Origin of the sequence: Micromonospora reichwaldensis (genome assembly GCF_031845925.1) — a bacterium.
Taxonomy (GTDB): domain Bacteria; phylum Actinomycetota; class Actinomycetes; order Mycobacteriales; family Micromonosporaceae; genus Micromonospora; species Micromonospora reichwaldensis.
The window spans coordinates 108957-122652 of sequence record NZ_JAVRFL010000013.1 but is presented as its reverse complement, the minus strand read 5'-3'; the positions used below and the strand labels follow the sequence as shown (position 1 = coordinate 122652).

General features: G+C 71.0%; 14 protein-coding genes. 9 read left to right on the top strand and 5 right to left on the bottom strand.

Features of this window, described 5'->3' with window-relative positions; translation table 11 throughout:
• Window positions 1-60 precede the first annotated feature (60 nt).
• The 6 genes from atpA to RM555_RS13445 all read left to right on the top strand — a co-directional run bounded on the left by atpA (window position 61) and on the right by RM555_RS13445 (window position 6289).
• Window positions 61-1716: a F0F1 ATP synthase subunit alpha gene (gene atpA, locus RM555_RS13470; protein ID WP_311412049.1), complete on the top strand. Its 1656-nt coding sequence runs from the start codon at window positions 61-63 to the stop codon at window positions 1714-1716.
• A gap of 10 nt (window positions 1717-1726) precedes the next feature.
• On the top strand, window positions 1727-2656 hold the full coding sequence (locus RM555_RS13465; protein ID WP_151452879.1) for a F0F1 ATP synthase subunit gamma: 930 nt from the start codon (window positions 1727-1729) through the stop codon (window positions 2654-2656).
• Complete coding sequence (gene atpD / locus RM555_RS13460; protein WP_311412048.1) at window positions 2656-4092, top strand: F0F1 ATP synthase subunit beta; 1437 nt, start codon at window positions 2656-2658, stop codon at window positions 4090-4092. The genes RM555_RS13465 and atpD overlap by 1 nt, the downstream gene beginning before the upstream one ends.
• 212 nt (window positions 4093-4304) lie before the next feature.
• Window positions 4305-5447: an LCP family protein gene (locus tag RM555_RS13455; protein WP_311412047.1), complete on the top strand. Its 1143-nt coding sequence runs from the start codon at window positions 4305-4307 to the stop codon at window positions 5445-5447.
• Between the two features lie 89 nt (window positions 5448-5536).
• Window positions 5537-5821: a F0F1 ATP synthase subunit epsilon gene (locus RM555_RS13450; protein ID WP_132231208.1), complete on the top strand. Its 285-nt coding sequence runs from the start codon at window positions 5537-5539 to the stop codon at window positions 5819-5821.
• 12 nt (window positions 5822-5833) lie between these two features.
• Window positions 5834-6289 (top strand): DUF2550 domain-containing protein, encoded by a 456-nt coding sequence (locus RM555_RS13445; RefSeq protein WP_311412046.1) that lies wholly within the window; start codon window positions 5834-5836, stop codon window positions 6287-6289.
• Between the two features lie 150 nt (window positions 6290-6439).
• Here RM555_RS13445 and RM555_RS13440 read toward each other — a convergent pair whose 3' ends face one another.
• Both RM555_RS13440 and RM555_RS13435 read right to left on the bottom strand, forming a co-directional pair.
• On the bottom strand, window positions 6440-6568 hold the full coding sequence (locus RM555_RS13440; protein ID WP_311412045.1) for a hypothetical protein: 129 nt from the start codon (window positions 6566-6568) through the stop codon (window positions 6440-6442).
• Window positions 6569-6600: 32 nt separating this feature from the next.
• Window positions 6601-7173 (bottom strand): cob(I)yrinic acid a,c-diamide adenosyltransferase, encoded by a 573-nt coding sequence (locus RM555_RS13435; RefSeq protein WP_132231212.1) that lies wholly within the window; start codon window positions 7171-7173, stop codon window positions 6601-6603.
• Between RM555_RS13435 and murA the strand changes: the two genes are divergently transcribed.
• The gene (gene murA / locus RM555_RS13430) at window positions 7172-8611 is read left to right on the top strand and encodes a UDP-N-acetylglucosamine 1-carboxyvinyltransferase (protein WP_132231214.1); all 1440 of its coding nucleotides are present in this window, start codon (window positions 7172-7174) and stop codon (window positions 8609-8611) included. The two genes, RM555_RS13435 and murA, sit on opposite strands and share 2 nt — an antisense overlap.
• A gap of 173 nt (window positions 8612-8784) precedes the next feature.
• Complete coding sequence (locus tag RM555_RS13425) at window positions 8785-9633, top strand: 3-hydroxyacyl-CoA dehydrogenase family protein (RefSeq protein ID WP_121399583.1); 849 nt, start codon at window positions 8785-8787, stop codon at window positions 9631-9633.
• A 64-nt stretch (window positions 9634-9697) separates the two neighbouring features.
• On the opposite strand, the gene RM555_RS13420 is transcribed toward RM555_RS13425, so the two are convergent.
• Entirely contained in the window at window positions 9698-10882 is a 1185-nt protein-coding gene (locus RM555_RS13420; RefSeq protein WP_311412044.1) for an MFS transporter, read from the bottom strand.
• A 58-nt stretch (window positions 10883-10940) separates the two neighbouring features.
• Here RM555_RS13420 and RM555_RS13415 point away from each other — a divergent pair, with 58 nt between their 5' ends.
• Entirely contained in the window at window positions 10941-11897 is a 957-nt protein-coding gene (locus RM555_RS13415) for an ArsR/SmtB family transcription factor (RefSeq protein WP_311412043.1), read from the top strand.
• Between the two features lie 52 nt (window positions 11898-11949).
• Here the strand turns inward: RM555_RS13415 and RM555_RS13410 are convergent, their stop codons facing one another.
• Entirely contained in the window at window positions 11950-12795 is an 846-nt protein-coding gene (locus tag RM555_RS13410) for an ABC transporter permease (RefSeq protein WP_311412042.1), read from the bottom strand.
• Window positions 12792-13640, bottom strand: a complete 849-nt coding sequence (locus tag RM555_RS13405; RefSeq protein WP_151454879.1) for an ABC transporter ATP-binding protein — start codon at window positions 13638-13640, stop codon at window positions 12792-12794. Before RM555_RS13405 ends, RM555_RS13410 begins: the two co-directional genes overlap by 4 nt.
• Between the last annotated feature and the right edge of the window lie 56 nt (window positions 13641-13696).

Sequence of the window (13696 nt, the reverse complement as noted above, 5' to 3'; positions counted from 1 at the left end):
CGCCATTCGGACCGGTCGGTACTAGGTATCCCGGGCCCCTGATACTTAAGGAAGCAGAGGATGGCCGAGCTGACCATCTCGACGGAGGAGATCCGCGGCGCCCTGGAGCGCTACGTCTCCTCCTACTCGTCCGAACTCTCCCGCGAGGAGGTCGGCACCGTCGCCGACACCGGCGACGGCATCGCCCACGTCGAGGGCCTCCCCTCGACCATGACCAACGAGCTCCTGGAGTTCGAGGACGGCACGCTGGGTGTGGCGCTGAACCTCGACGTCCGGGAGATCGGTGTCGTCGTTCTCGGTGACTCCGCCAAGCTCGAAGAGGGGCAGCGCGTCAAGCGCACCGGCCGGGTGCTCTCCGTGCCGGTCGGCGACGCCTTCCTCGGCCGCGTGGTCAACGCGCTCGGCCAGCCGATCGACGGGCTCGGCGACATCGCCAACGAGGGCTTCCGCGAGCTGGAGCTCCAGGCCCCGAACGTGATGGCCCGGCAGTCGGTCGACGAGCCGCTGCAGACCGGCCTCAAGGCCGTCGACGCCATGACCCCGATCGGCCGTGGCCAGCGTCAGCTGATCATCGGCGACCGGAAGACCGGCAAGACCACCGTCGCGCTGGACACCATCCTCAACCAGCGGGACAACTGGCGCTCCGGCGACCCGAAGAAGCAGGTCCGCTGCATCTACGTCGCCATCGGCCAGAAGGCCTCCACGATCGCCTCGATCAAGGGCGTCCTGGAGGAGGCGGGCGCGATGGAGTACACCACCATCGTCGCCTCCCCGGCCTCCGACCCGGCCGGCTTCAAGTACCTCGCCCCCTACACCGGCTCGTCCATCGGGCAGCACTGGATGTACGGCGGCAAGCACGTCCTGATCGTCTTCGACGACCTGAGCAAGCAGGCCGAGGCGTACCGCGCCGTGTCCCTGCTGCTGCGTCGCCCGCCGGGCCGCGAGGCGTACCCGGGTGACGTCTTCTACCTGCACTCCCGCCTGCTGGAGCGCTGCGCGAAGCTCTCCGACGAGCTGGGCGGCGGCTCGATGACCGGCCTGCCGATCATCGAGACGAAGGCCAACGACATCTCGGCCTTCATCCCGACCAACGTCATCTCCATCACCGACGGCCAGATCTTCCTCGAGACCGACCTGTTCAACCAGGGCGTCCGGCCGGCCATCAACGTCGGCACCTCGGTCTCCCGGGTCGGTGGCGCCGCGCAGGTGAAGCCGATGAAGAAGGTCGCCGGCTCGCTGCGGCTCAACCTGGCCCAGTTCCGCGAGCTGGAGGCGTTCGCCGCCTTCGCCTCCGACCTGGACAAGACCTCCCGCGCCCAGCTGGACCGCGGTTCCCGCCTGGTCGAGCTGCTCAAGCAGGCGAACTACTCGCCGTACCCGGTGCAGGAGCAGGTCGTCTCGGTCTGGGCCGGCACCGAGGGCAAGCTGGACGACGTCCCGGTCGGCGAGATCCGGCGCTTCGAGTCGGAGTTCCTGCAGTACCTCCGGCACAAGCACGAGGGTGTCCTGGCGAGCATCGCCGACCACCAGTGGAACGACGACATCATCAACTCCCTGGACTCCGCCATCGCCGAGTTCAAGCAGGTCTTCCTCGGCAAGGAGGACGAGCGGCGGATCAACGACGCGCCGGCCGCGCCGCTCGAGGGCGAGCAGGACCGCGAGACGGTGAGCCGCTTCCGCGACGGCACGGGTGACCGCCCGGCCGAGAACCGGTAAGGGCTGATTCATGGCGGCCCAGGTTCGCGTTCTTCGTCAGCGGATCCGCTCGGCGAAGGGGATGAAGAAGATCACCAAGGCGATGGAGCTCGTGGCGACGAGCCGCATCGCCAAGGCCCAGGCCCGGGTGGCGGCGTCCCTGCCGTACGCCCAGGCGGTCACCGGCGTGCTCACGGCGCTGGCGTCCAACGCGCGGATCGACCACCCGCTGCTCACCCCGCGCGAGCGGGTGCGGCGGGCGGGCGTCCTGCTGGTCACCTCCGACCGCGGCCTCGCTGGCGGCTACAGCTCCAACGCCATCAAGATGGCCGAGTCGCTGATCGCCCGGCTGCGCGCCGACGGCAAGGAGCCGGTGCTCTACGTCATCGGGCGCAAGGGTGTCGGGTTCTTCCGGTTCCGTGACCGGCCGATCGAGGCCAACTGGACCGGGTTCTCGGAGCAGCCGACCTTCGCCGACGCCCGCGCCGTGGGCGAGACGCTGATCAAGGCGTTCACCGCCGGTGCGGACGACGTCGACGGCGGCGCCGGTGCGGACGGGGTGCTCGGCGTGGACGAGCTGCACATCGTCTACACCGAGTTCCACTCCCTGATGACCCAGACCCCGGTCGCCCGGATCATGGGCCCCATGCAGGTGGAGGACCGGCCCCGGTCCGAGGGCGCGCTGCCGGCCTACGAGTTCGAGCCGGACGCGGAGGCGCTGCTCGACGCGCTGCTGCCGAAATACATCAACACGCGGATCTACGCGGCGTTGCTGGAGTCGGCGGCGAGCGAGTCGGCGGCCCGTCGGCGGGCGATGAAGAGCGCCACCGACAACGCCGAAGAGATGATCGAGAAGTACACGCGTGAGATGAACTCGGCCCGCCAGGCCGGGATCACCCAGGAGATCAGCGAGATCGTCGGCGGCGCTAACGCGCTGGCCGCGTCGGGAAGTGAAGTGTGATGACTGCCCCAGTAGAGACCAAGACGGCCACGGGTCGCGTGGTCCGGGTCATCGGCCCGGTCGTCGACGCCGAGTTCCCGCGCGACGCCATGCCGGCCCTGTTCAACGCCCTGCACGTGGACGTGACGCTCTCCGGCGGCGAGAAGACGCTGACCCTGGAGGTCGCCCAGCACCTGGGTGACAACATGGTCCGCGCCATCTCGATGCAGCCGACCGACGGCCTGGTCCGTGGCACCGAGGTGCGCGACTCCGGCTCGCCGATCACCGTTCCGGTGGGCGACACGGTCAAGGGCCACGTGTTCAACGCGATCGGCGAGTGCCTCAACCTCACCGAGGGCGAGACGCTCCAGCCCGACGACCACTGGGGTATCCACCGCAAGGCCCCGGCCTTCGCGGACCTGGAGCCGAAGACCGAGATGCTGGAGACCGGCATCAAGGTCATCGACCTGCTCGCCCCGTACGTCAAGGGCGGCAAGATCGGCCTGTTCGGCGGTGCCGGCGTCGGCAAGACGGTGCTCATCCAGGAGATGATCACCCGTGTGGCCCGGAACTTCGGTGGTACCTCGGTCTTCGCCGGCGTGGGTGAGCGCACCCGCGAGGGCAACGACCTCATCGCCGAGATGACCGAGTCCGGCGTCATCGACAAGACCGCGCTGGTCTACGGCCAGATGGACGAGCCGCCGGGCACCCGGCTGCGGGTCGCCCTGTCGGCGCTGACGATGGCGGAGTACTTCCGCGACGTGAAGAAGCAGGAGGTGCTGCTCTTCATCGACAACATCTTCCGCTTCACCCAGGCCGGCTCCGAGGTCTCCACCCTGCTCGGCCGCATGCCGAGCGCGGTGGGCTACCAGCCGACCCTGGCCGACGAGATGGGCGAGCTCCAGGAGCGGATCACCTCCGTCCGGGGCCAGGCCATCACCTCGATGCAGGCGATCTACGTGCCGGCGGACGACTACACCGACCCCGCTCCGGCCACCACGTTCGCCCACCTCGACGCCACCACCAACCTGGAGCGGTCGATCTCCGACAAGGGCATCTACCCGGCGGTGGACCCGCTGGCGTCCTCGTCCCGGATCCTCGCCCCGGAGTTCGTCGGCGCCGAGCACTTCGCGGTCGCCACCGAGGTGAAGCGGATCCTGCAGAAGTACAAGGACCTGCAGGACATCATCGCCATCCTGGGTATCGAGGAGCTCTCCGAGGAAGACAAGATCACCGTGCAGCGCGCGCGGCGCATCGAGCGCTTCCTGTCGCAGAACACCTACGCGGCGGAGCAGTTCACCGGCGTGCCGGGCTCGACGGTCCCGATCCAGGAGACCATCGAGGCCTTCCGGAAGATCAGCGAGGGCGAGTACGACCACTTCCCCGAGCAGGCCTTCTTCATGTGCGGCGGTCTCGAGGACCTGGAGCGCAAGGCAGCCGAGCTCATGAAGAGCTGACCTGTCGGTCCTGACGAAAGGCCGCCCCGGTAACGCCGGGGCGGCCTTTCGTCCGTTTTCGTATCCGCTGGACGCCGCTGGCCGGCTCCGCGCGGTCGGCGATCATGTCATACGCGAGGTACCGTCGATCCGCCCACTCACCACGTGGGCGTCGATCCGCAACGAATCGGCCGCATGCGCCCGTCTCCTGATCGTGGGCGTGACGAACGGAGATGATCGTGGGGAAGGCCGACAAGGGCGGCGGCAAGCCGTCCAGGTGGTCGGGGGTGCCGCGCTGGGCCCGGGCCTGCACCGTGTTCGGTGCCGTCCTGATGCTGCTCAGCGGGGCCGTGCTGGTCGGTGCCGAGGCGCTGATGGCCCGTTACGAGGGCGCCGTCGGCAAGGCCGACCTCTTCGGCGACCAGGCCGCCGGGGCGAAGGAGCGCAAGAGCGACATCAAGGGGCCGCTCAACATCCTGCTGGTGGGCATCGACCCGCGCAACCCGGAGATGCCGCCGCTGGCCGACTCGGTCATGGTGCTGCACGTGCCGGCGGAGATGGACCGGGCCTACCTCTTCTCGATGCCGCGTGACCTCATCGTGGAGATCCCCGAGTTCAGCCGGGCGGAGTTCAACGGCGGCACCGACCGGCTCAACGCGGCGATGTCGTACGGCAGCCGGGTGCCCGGCGGCAACCCGGACGCGGCCCGCGGCTTCGAGCTGCTGGCGACGACGGTGCAGAACGTCACCGGCATCACGCGCTTCGACGCCGGCGCGATCATCAACTTCAACGGCTTCAAGAACATCGTCGACGCGATGGGCGGCGTCGACATGTACATCGAGCGCGAGGTGCGCTCCGAGCACCGCGAGCCGGACGGCAAGCACCGCAAGGGCAACCCCAACGGTGAGGGCTACGTCGGCCCGCAGGCGGTCTACAAGAAGGGCAACCAGCACCTCAGCGGCTGGCAGGCGCTCGACTACGTTCGCCAGCGCTACCCGAAGAACGGCGTCCCGGACGGCGACTACGGGCGGCAGCGGCACCAGCAGCAGTTCGTCAAGGCCATGGCCGGTCAGGCGCTCAGCGCCGACGTGGTCACCAACCCGGTCAAGCTGGACCGGGTGCTGCGCGCGGCCGGGCAGTCGCTGATCTTCAGTGGCCGGGGCCACGGCGTGGTCGACTTCGGCCTGGCGCTCAAGGACATCCGCCCGGAGACGATCCAGATGATCAAGTTGCCGGGTGGCTCGGTCATCCAGAACGGCGAATACCGGGGCGAGAAGTTCCAGCCCGCCGTGGACGACTTCTTCGCCGCCCTGCAGAAGGGGCAGCTCGACGCGTTCCTGGTGGAGCATCCCGACTTCCAGAACAAGGCGAAGTAGTCGTGGCGCAGGTCTCGCCACCCGCGTTGGGGGCGGGCCGGCGGCACGACTAGACTTTCGACAATCCGCCGCCGCAGCAAGGAGACAGCGTGGCAAAGCAGCTTCACGTCGAGCTCGTAGCCGTCGAGGAGAAGGTCTGGTCCGGCGAGGCCGAGATGGTCGTCGCCCGCACGACCGAGGGCGAGCTGGGTGTGCTGGCGGGGCACGCGCCCCTGCTCGGCCAGCTTGCCGAGCCCGGCGAGGTGCGCATCAAGCTTCCCGGCGGCGAGCAGGTCTCCTACGAGGTGGCCGGCGGCTTCCTGTCGGTGACCGCCGAGGGCGTCACCGTCCTGGCCGAGAGCGCCACCCCGGTCTCCGCCGCGCAGAGCCGCTGAGCCGAAACGTCGATGGAGATCGTCGAGGGGATCGGAATCGGCGTCGCCGTCATCCTCGGCGCACTCCTGATCCTCTTCGCCCGGCGGGCCGTCGTCACCCGTAGCGGTGGCATCATCCGGCTCGGCGTCCGGACCTCCACGATGCTCGACGGCCGAGGCTGGTCTCCCGGCTTCGGCCGCTTCGTCGGCGACGAACTCCGCTGGTACCGGTTGTTCAGCTTCGCCATCCGGCCCGCCCGGGTGCTCTTCCGCGAGGGGCTTGCGGTCGAGCGACGGCGGCTGCCCGAGGGGCAGGAGCGCCTGTCGATGCCCGCCGACTGGGTCATCCTCCGCTGTACGAGTGACCACGCCCCGGTGGAGATCGCCATGGCCCGGTCCACGGTCACCGGATTCCTCTCCTGGCTCGAGGCCGCCCCTCCGGGGGCGGTCTCGCCGCGTCTGGCCTCCCAGGACTGGCCCGCCGCCTGACGTCCCCTCGTCCTTGGGGGTTTCCGGGGAGCCCACCCGCTCCGGGCGGTCAGGCTTGATCCCTCCGCGGGCGGGCTCCCCGGAAACCCCGCCGTCGCACTGCCCGCGATCCGGCGCCCTCTTGCGCCACCTGCGCCGTTACCGGTCTCGTCAGGTGGACCGCTGAACTATCCGGGTGGTGAGCGACGAGTTCGACAGCTCGCCGAGCAGCCAGTCCCAGCTGCGTACGGCGGCGGCCAGATCGGGTACCCAGACCTCGACGTGGTGCAGCGTGCCCACCGGAACATCCGGTGGGCACTGACGACGGGTGGTCAGCGGTTGCCGCCCGGCACCCATAGCACATCTCCGTCCGGATTTGCCGTTCTTGACAGGATAAAGAGCAGATCCGATAGCCGGTTGAGATACTTTGCCGGGAGCGAGCTGGTCCGCTCGGGGTCGTGCGCGACCAGGGCCCACGCCGCCCGCTCGGCGCGTCGGGCGACCGTCCGCGCCACGTGCAGCAGCGCCGCACCCGCGGTGCCGCCGGGGAGGATGAAGGAGTCGAGCTTGCTCAGGCGTGCGTTGTACTCGTCGCACCAACCTTCCAGGCGCTCGACGTACGCCTCGGTGACCCGCAGCGGCGGGTACTTCGGGTCGGGTTCGACCGGGGTGGCCAAATCGGCGCCCACGTCGAACATGTCGTTCTGGATCGACGCCAGGACGGCCCGCAGCTCCTCGTCGAGCTGTCCCAGGGCGAGCGCCACGCCGATCGCGGCGTTGCACTCGTCGACGTCCGCGTACGCGGAGATGCGCGGATCGGTCTTCGGCACCTGCTCGTTGTTGCTCAGCCTGGTCATGCCGGCATCGCCGGCCTTGGTGTAGATGCGCGTGAGGTGGACGGCCATGACGCACAGCCTACGGATACCGGACCTGACGATCCCGGAGCGGCCGGGCGGCACCGCCGTCCGAGCGGCCGGGGGCCCCGGCGACGCCGGTGACCCGGCGGTCCACGACCTCGACGTCATCCGGGTACGCGGCGACGCGCGCCTGGCCGGCTCGGTGCACGTCGTGGGAGCCAAGAACTCGGCGCTGAAGCTGATGGCCGCCGCGCTGCTCGCGCCGGGCCGCAGCGTCATCACCAACGTGCCGCGCATCACCGACATCGCGATCATGGGCGAGGTGCTCCGCCGGCTCGGCTGCGGCGTCCGGTTCGACGCCGACGACCCGGTCGACCCGATGGTCGCGTACGGCGGGGTGGCCCGGTCCCGGTCGGTCGTCATCGACGTGCCCGAGCAGCCCGGCGCCGAGGCGGACTACGACCTCGTACGCCGGCTGCGCGCCTCGATCTGTGTGCTGGGCCCGCTGCTGGCCCGTCGGGGGCACGTCCGGGTGGCCCACCCGGGCGGCGACGCCATCGGCTCGCGGGGCCTGGACATGCACGTCTCCGGGCTGACCCGGATGGGCGCCGAGATCTCCGGGGAGCACGGCTTCGTGATCGCGTCGGCGCCGCACGGGCTGCACGGCGCGGAGATCGTGCTCGACTTCCCCAGCGTCGGGGCGACCGAGAACCTGGTCATGGCGGCGGTGCTGGCCCGGGGGCCGAGCGTCATCGACAACGCCGCCCGGGAGCCGGAGATCGTCGACATCTGCACGATGCTGAACCAGATGGGCGCCCGGATCTCCGGTGCCGGCACCTCCACCCTGCACATCGAGGGGGTGCCGGGGCTGCGGCCGGTGCGGCACGCGACGGTGGGGGACCGGATCGTCGCCGGTACCTGGGCGTTCGGCGCGGCGATGACCCGGGGGGACGTCACCGTGACCGGGGTGGAGCCGGCGTTCCTGGAGGTGGCGCTCGACAAGTTGGTCTCCGCCGGGGGCCTGGTGGAGACCCGGGGCGACGCGTTCCGGATCCGGATGGACGACCGGCCGAAGGCGGTGGACGTCGTGACGCTGCCGTACCCGGGCTTCGCCACCGATCTGCTGCCGATGGCGATCGGGCTGGCGGCGGTCAGCGACGGGGCCTCCCTGATCACCGAGAACATCTTCGACGGCCGGTTCATGTTCGCCAACGAGATGATGCGGCTGGGCGCGGACATCAAGACCGACGGCCACCACGCGGTGGTCCGGGGCCGGGACCGGCTCTCCGGCGCGCCGGTGCGCGCCACCGACATCCGGGCCGGCGCCGGGTTGATCATCGCCGGGCTCTGCGCCGAGGGGGTCACCGAGGTCTCCCACGTGCACCACGTGGACCGGGGCTACCCGGACTTCGCGGCCGACCTGCGCGCGCTCGGGGTCGAGGTGGAGCGGGGCACCGCACCGGAGGAACCGGACCTGAGTATCTGAGCCTGCCCGAGCGGCACCTCGCCCTGCGGGGCCGACGGCCCACGCCGGGGCCGCGCACGTGGGAGGGCGTGGGCCGGCACCTGGAGGGGCCACCCCGCCCGGCCGCCTTAGCATCCGTTCAGGCTCGCCGACTAGGGTGCTGGCAGACACTCAATCAGGCGAGGGAGAAGCAGATGGCGGGTCGACTCGCGGTCGTCGGGGCCGGGCTGATGGGCTCGGGCATCGCCCAGGTGGCGGCGCAGGCGGGCTGGCAGGTGACGCTGCGGGACCTGGACGACGCGGCCACCGGGCGGGGCATGGACGGCATCCGGAAGTCGCTGACCAAGTTCGCCGAGAAAGGCAGGATCGAGGCGTCCGAGGTCGAGGCGGCGCTGGGCCGGATCACCCCCACCACCGACCTGGAGGCGGCGGCCGACGCGGACATCGTGGTCGAGGCGGTCTTCGAACGGCTGGAGATCAAGCACGAGGTGTTCCGCGCGCTGGACAAGATCTGCAAGGCCGACGCGGTGCTCGCGACCAACACCTCGGCCATCCCGGTGACGCAGATCGCCGCGGTGACCGAGCGCCCGGAGGCGGTCGTCGGCACCCACTTCTTCTCGCCGGTGCCGATGATGAAGCTCTGTGAGCTGGTGCGCGGCTACAAGACCAGCGACGAGACCCTGGCCACGGCCAAGTCGTTCGCCGAGGAGATCGGCAAGACGGTCGTGGTGGTCAACCGGGACATCGCGGGCTTCGTCACCACCCGGCTGATCGCGGCCCTGGTCGTCGAGGCGGTCAAGCTCGTCGAGTCGGGCGTGGTGTCGGCCGAGGACCTGGACACCGCCTGCCGCCTCGGCTTCGGTCACGCCATGGGCCCGCTGGCCACCACGGACCTGACCGGCGTGGACGTGCTGCTGCACGCCTCGAAGAACATCTACACCGACACCGCGGACGAGAAGTTCTTCCCGCCGGAGCTGCTCCAGCGCATGGTCACCGCCGGCGACCTCGGGCGCAAGAGCGGCAAGGGCTTCTACACGTACTGACGGGCGGGTCGGCGGCGACGCGGTTGGCGTCGTCGACAGCCGGGGCGCGACGTTCCACGGCCGCTCAGCGGACCGCCTCCGCCGGCGCGGGGGCGGTCCGTCGCAGCCCGGCGGTGAGCACGAGCGTGGCCGCCAGCGCCGCCGTGGCGAGCAGCGCGACGGCCCAGCCCGCCGGGACCAGGTCCGCGACCGTGCCGGCGAGCACGGCACACAGCGCCTGCGCGGCCATCATCCCGTTGTGGTGCAGGCCCAGCACCTGGCCCCGGCTCTCCGCAGGCGAGTGGGCGACCAGCCGCTCCTGCAACGGCAGCCCGGCGGCGAAGCCCACCGAGGCGACGACCGCGACCAGCATGGCCAGCGGTAGCGCCGGCGACAGCGCGAAGACCAGGTAGGGCAGGGCGAGCAGCAGCCGCAGGGCGGGGACCAGCCGGTTGCGCCGGGACGGGGGCAGGAACCGTCCCACCACGATGTCGCCCGCCAGCATGCCGAGGGCCGCGGCGGCGTAGAGGAAGCCGGCCCGGTCCCCGGCGTACGGCACGAACAGCGCCTCGCAGCCGACGACCAGGCCGGGCGGCAGCCACAGGTTGAGCAGGAGCGAGCGGCGGCCGGGATCCGTCCACAGTTCCCGGTTCACCCGGAGCGTGCGCCCGACCGTCGTCCGGGCGGTGGTCCGGGCCGGGCGCTCCGAGATCCCGAACCACCCGATTGCCGCCGCCACCGCCCGCAGCACCGCCGCGAGCAGGAACACCTCGTACGGGTCCAGCCAGAACAACAGGACGCCGCCCAGCCCGAAGCCGGCGATCTGCATCGCCCCGACGCTCGTGTTCATGGTGGACCTGCCCAGCACGTAGGCGTCGGTCGGCAGGATGTCGGTGAGCAGCGCCCACCGGGCCCCGCCCGTGATCGACCCGACGTACGCACCGGTGAAGATGATCGCGAACCGGGCCCACAGCGGCAGGCCGGGCACCGCCTGGAGTGCCGCTCCGGCGGCGACCAGCACGGCGGCGAAGGTCAGCGCCCGGCGGGGCGGCAGGCTGTCCGCCGCCGACAGCAACGTCAGGCTGCCGAGCACGCCGGCGAGCGGCGCGCCGAACATGCTCAGCGCGGTGAGCAGCGCCGAGCCGGTCGACGCGTAGGTCAGCGAGCCCAGCGCCAGCGCCGACGTCGTGTGCGCCGCGATTCCCGCGCAGTTCGCCAGGAACAGGTTGCGGAACTCCCGGACCGCGAACAGATCTGCGTACGTTCTCACGGGCACGATCGTGTGGGGTGCCGGGTGGATCTCCTAGAGTTACGTCTGGAGGCGAAACATGGCCGTCTGGCAGGTGCCGTCGGATCTCCTCGCGCGCAGCCGCTTCACGGTCTCGCCGATGGTCGACACGGTCGCCGCGCTGCGCGCGCTGCACGACCCGCGTAACCCGTGGCAGCGGACCTGGCGGGAGCCGCACGTCACGGCGTTCCGGCGGATGCTGGCCGGTCGGCCGGTGGTCCGGGCACTGCTGCCCGCGTCGTTCCACCCCCGGTGGACCGCCGACTTCCTCACCGTCGCGCCCGCCTCGCCGGAACCGACGTTCGCGGCGGAGCTGGCGGCCGTCGGGCGGTTGTCCGACGAGCGGATCCGGGCCGACCTGCGCGCCACCCGCCCGGAACCGCTCGCCGCCGAACTGCTGGCGGAGGGTCTCACCGGGCAGGTGGTGGAGCTGCTCGACTGGGTCTGGACGCACACCGTCGAGCCGGAGTGGCCGGAGCGGGAACGCCGGCTCCGGGCGGACATCGTGGCCCGCACCGCCGCGTTGAGCGCGGGCGGCTGGGCCGGGGTGTTCGCCGACCTCAACCGCAACGTGTGCTGGCTGGGCGACGGTCGGCTCCAGGTCAACGACTACCCGGAGCCGCCGCTGTCGCTGGACGAGGCCGAGCAGTTGGTCTTCCTCCCGGCGCACTGCCGTCGCGGCTGGGTGGTCTGGGACAGGCCGACCCGGTTCGGGATGGTGTACCCGGTGCACGGGATCCTGGTCGATCCCACCTCACCGGCACCCGACGGGCTCGCCCGGCTGATCGGCGCCAACCGGGCCCACATCCTGGCCCGGCTGGACACGCCGCTGAGCACCTCGCAGCTCGTGGCGGTGACCGGGCTCTCCCTCGGGACGGTCAGCGACCACCTGCGGGTCCTGCTGGACGCGGGCGCCGTCGGCAAGCGGCGGTCCGGGCGCGAGGTGCTCTACTGGCGTACGCCGCTCGGCGTCGCGCTCACGACGTCCACGCGTTAGCAGGGGGCCCTTCCTCTACCGGAGACGTTAACGGGGGGCCCTTCCTTACACCTCAGCCGTCGCGCTTGGTCGTCCAGCGGAAGGTGGTCAGGCAGAGCACCAGGCCGATCACGCACCACGCGACGAGGACCAGGGCGACCCGGTCCAGCTCGAACGAGCCGCCGGGCTCGCGGGCGCCGAAGCCGTCCGGCAGGAAGACCGAGCGCAGGCCCTGGCACATCCACTTCAGCGGGAAGAGCGCCGCCACCTGCTGCATCCAGGTCGGCAGCTCGGTGAAGACGAAGAACACCCCGGAGATGAACTGGAGCACCAGCGCGACCGGGGTGACCACCGCCGAGCCGCTGCGGGCGGTGCGGGCCAGCGACGAGATGGCGATGCCGCACAACGTGCAGGCGGTGACGCCGAGCACCGACACCCAGCCGAAGGTCAACCACTTCGCGGCGGTCCCGGGCAGCTCCAGGTCGAACAGCGCCACCGAGACCGCGAGCAGCAGCACGGTCTCGGCGATGCCGATCGCCACGACCATGATCACCTTGCCGGCGAACCAGACCCACTTCGGCATCGGCGTGCCCCGGTAGCGCTTGAGCACCCCCCGGTCCCGCTCGATCGGGATCCAGATGCCCAGGTTCTGGAAGCTCACCGTCATCAGGCCGGTGGCGATCATGCCGGTGATGAAGTACTGGGTGTAGCTGACACCTGGGGCGATGTCGTCGTCGAAGATCGCTGCGAAGATCAGGATCATGATGACCGGGAAGCCCATCGTGAAGACGACGGACTCCCGGCTGCGCAGGAACTGGGTGATCTCCAGCCGGCTCTGCCGCAGGCTGAGGGCGACCGGACCGGGTCGCCGGGCCGGTGCCGTGGTGGCCGGCGCGGCCGGCTTCGTCGTGGTGGTCATCGGTGTCCGATCATGCGCAGGTAGATGTCCTCCAGGGTCGGCCGGGTCACCGTCAGGCCCGGGACCTCGCCGCCGAAGCGCGCCGCCAGTTCCGCCACCAGCGCCGTCGGCGTCGCGCTCTCCGCCGTCTCCCGCGCCCCCTCCGGCGTACGCCAGGAGACTGTCGCCAGGGCCTCGCGCCGGTTGCCGAGCTGGTCGGGCGTGGCCACCTCGACCACCCGGCCGCCCGCGATGACGCCGACCCGGTCGGCGAGGGACTCCGCCTCGTCGAGGTAGTGGGTGGTGAGCACGATGGTGGTGCCGGCGGCGGCCAGGTCGCGGATCAGCTCCCAGAACTCGCGGCGCGCCTCCGGGTCGAAGCCCGTGGTCGGCTCGTCCAGGAAGAGCAGCTCGGGGCGGCCCACGATGCCGAGCGCCACGTCGAGCCGGCGTTTCTGCCCGCCGGAGAGGGTGTGCGTACGCGCCTTCGCCTTGCCGGCCAGCCCCACCCGCTCGACGACCTTGTCGGGGTCGTCCGCGTCGGCGTAGAAGCCGGCGAAGTGGCGCACCACCTCGGCGACCGTCAACTCGTCGAACTCGCCGGTGCCCTGGAGCACGATGCCCACCCGGGAGCGCCAGTCGGCGGCCGGGCGGGCCGGGTCACTGCCGAGGACGTCGACGTCGCCGGCGTCGCGCCGCCGGTAGCCCTCCAGGATCTCCACGGTGGTCGTCTTGCCGGCGCCGTTGGGGCCGAGGAGGGCGAAGACCTCGCCGCGGTGGACGTCGAGATCCACGCCCGCCACGGCGACGTTGTCCCCGTACGCCTTGCGCAGCCCCCGCACGGAGATCGCCAGCTCGTCATGCATGTGTCAAGTGTGCGACCTGGCCGCGGCGGCGGGCCGGCCGGGGTGTGGTGGTCGCG

What these genes read in the sequence shown, in the direction of transcription:
- atpA (WP_311412049.1), top strand. Translation starts at nt 61, where the DNA reads ATGGCCGAGCTGACCATCTCGACGGAGGAGATCCGCGGCGCCCTGGAG.
- RM555_RS13465 (WP_151452879.1), top strand. Translation starts at nt 1,727, where the DNA reads ATGGCGGCCCAGGTTCGCGTTCTTCGTCAGCGGATCCGCTCGGCGAAG.
- atpD (WP_311412048.1), top strand. Translation starts at nt 2,656, where the DNA reads ATGACTGCCCCAGTAGAGACCAAGACGGCCACGGGTCGCGTGGTCCGG.
- RM555_RS13455 (WP_311412047.1), top strand. Translation starts at nt 4,305, where the DNA reads ATGATCGTGGGGAAGGCCGACAAGGGCGGCGGCAAGCCGTCCAGGTGG.
- RM555_RS13445 (WP_311412046.1), top strand. Translation starts at nt 5,834, where the DNA reads ATGGAGATCGTCGAGGGGATCGGAATCGGCGTCGCCGTCATCCTCGGC.
- murA (WP_132231214.1), top strand. Translation starts at nt 7,172, where the DNA reads ATGACGCACAGCCTACGGATACCGGACCTGACGATCCCGGAGCGGCCG.
- RM555_RS13435 (WP_132231212.1), bottom strand. Translation starts at nt 7,173, where the DNA reads ATGGCCGTCCACCTCACGCGCATCTACACCAAGGCCGGCGATGCCGGC.
- RM555_RS13425 (WP_121399583.1), top strand. Translation starts at nt 8,785, where the DNA reads ATGGCGGGTCGACTCGCGGTCGTCGGGGCCGGGCTGATGGGCTCGGGC.
- RM555_RS13415 (WP_311412043.1), top strand. Translation starts at nt 10,941, where the DNA reads ATGGCCGTCTGGCAGGTGCCGTCGGATCTCCTCGCGCGCAGCCGCTTC.
- RM555_RS13410 (WP_311412042.1), bottom strand. Translation starts at nt 12,795, where the DNA reads ATGACCACCACGACGAAGCCGGCCGCGCCGGCCACCACGGCACCGGCC.
- RM555_RS13405 (WP_151454879.1), bottom strand. Translation starts at nt 13,640, where the DNA reads ATGCATGACGAGCTGGCGATCTCCGTGCGGGGGCTGCGCAAGGCGTAC.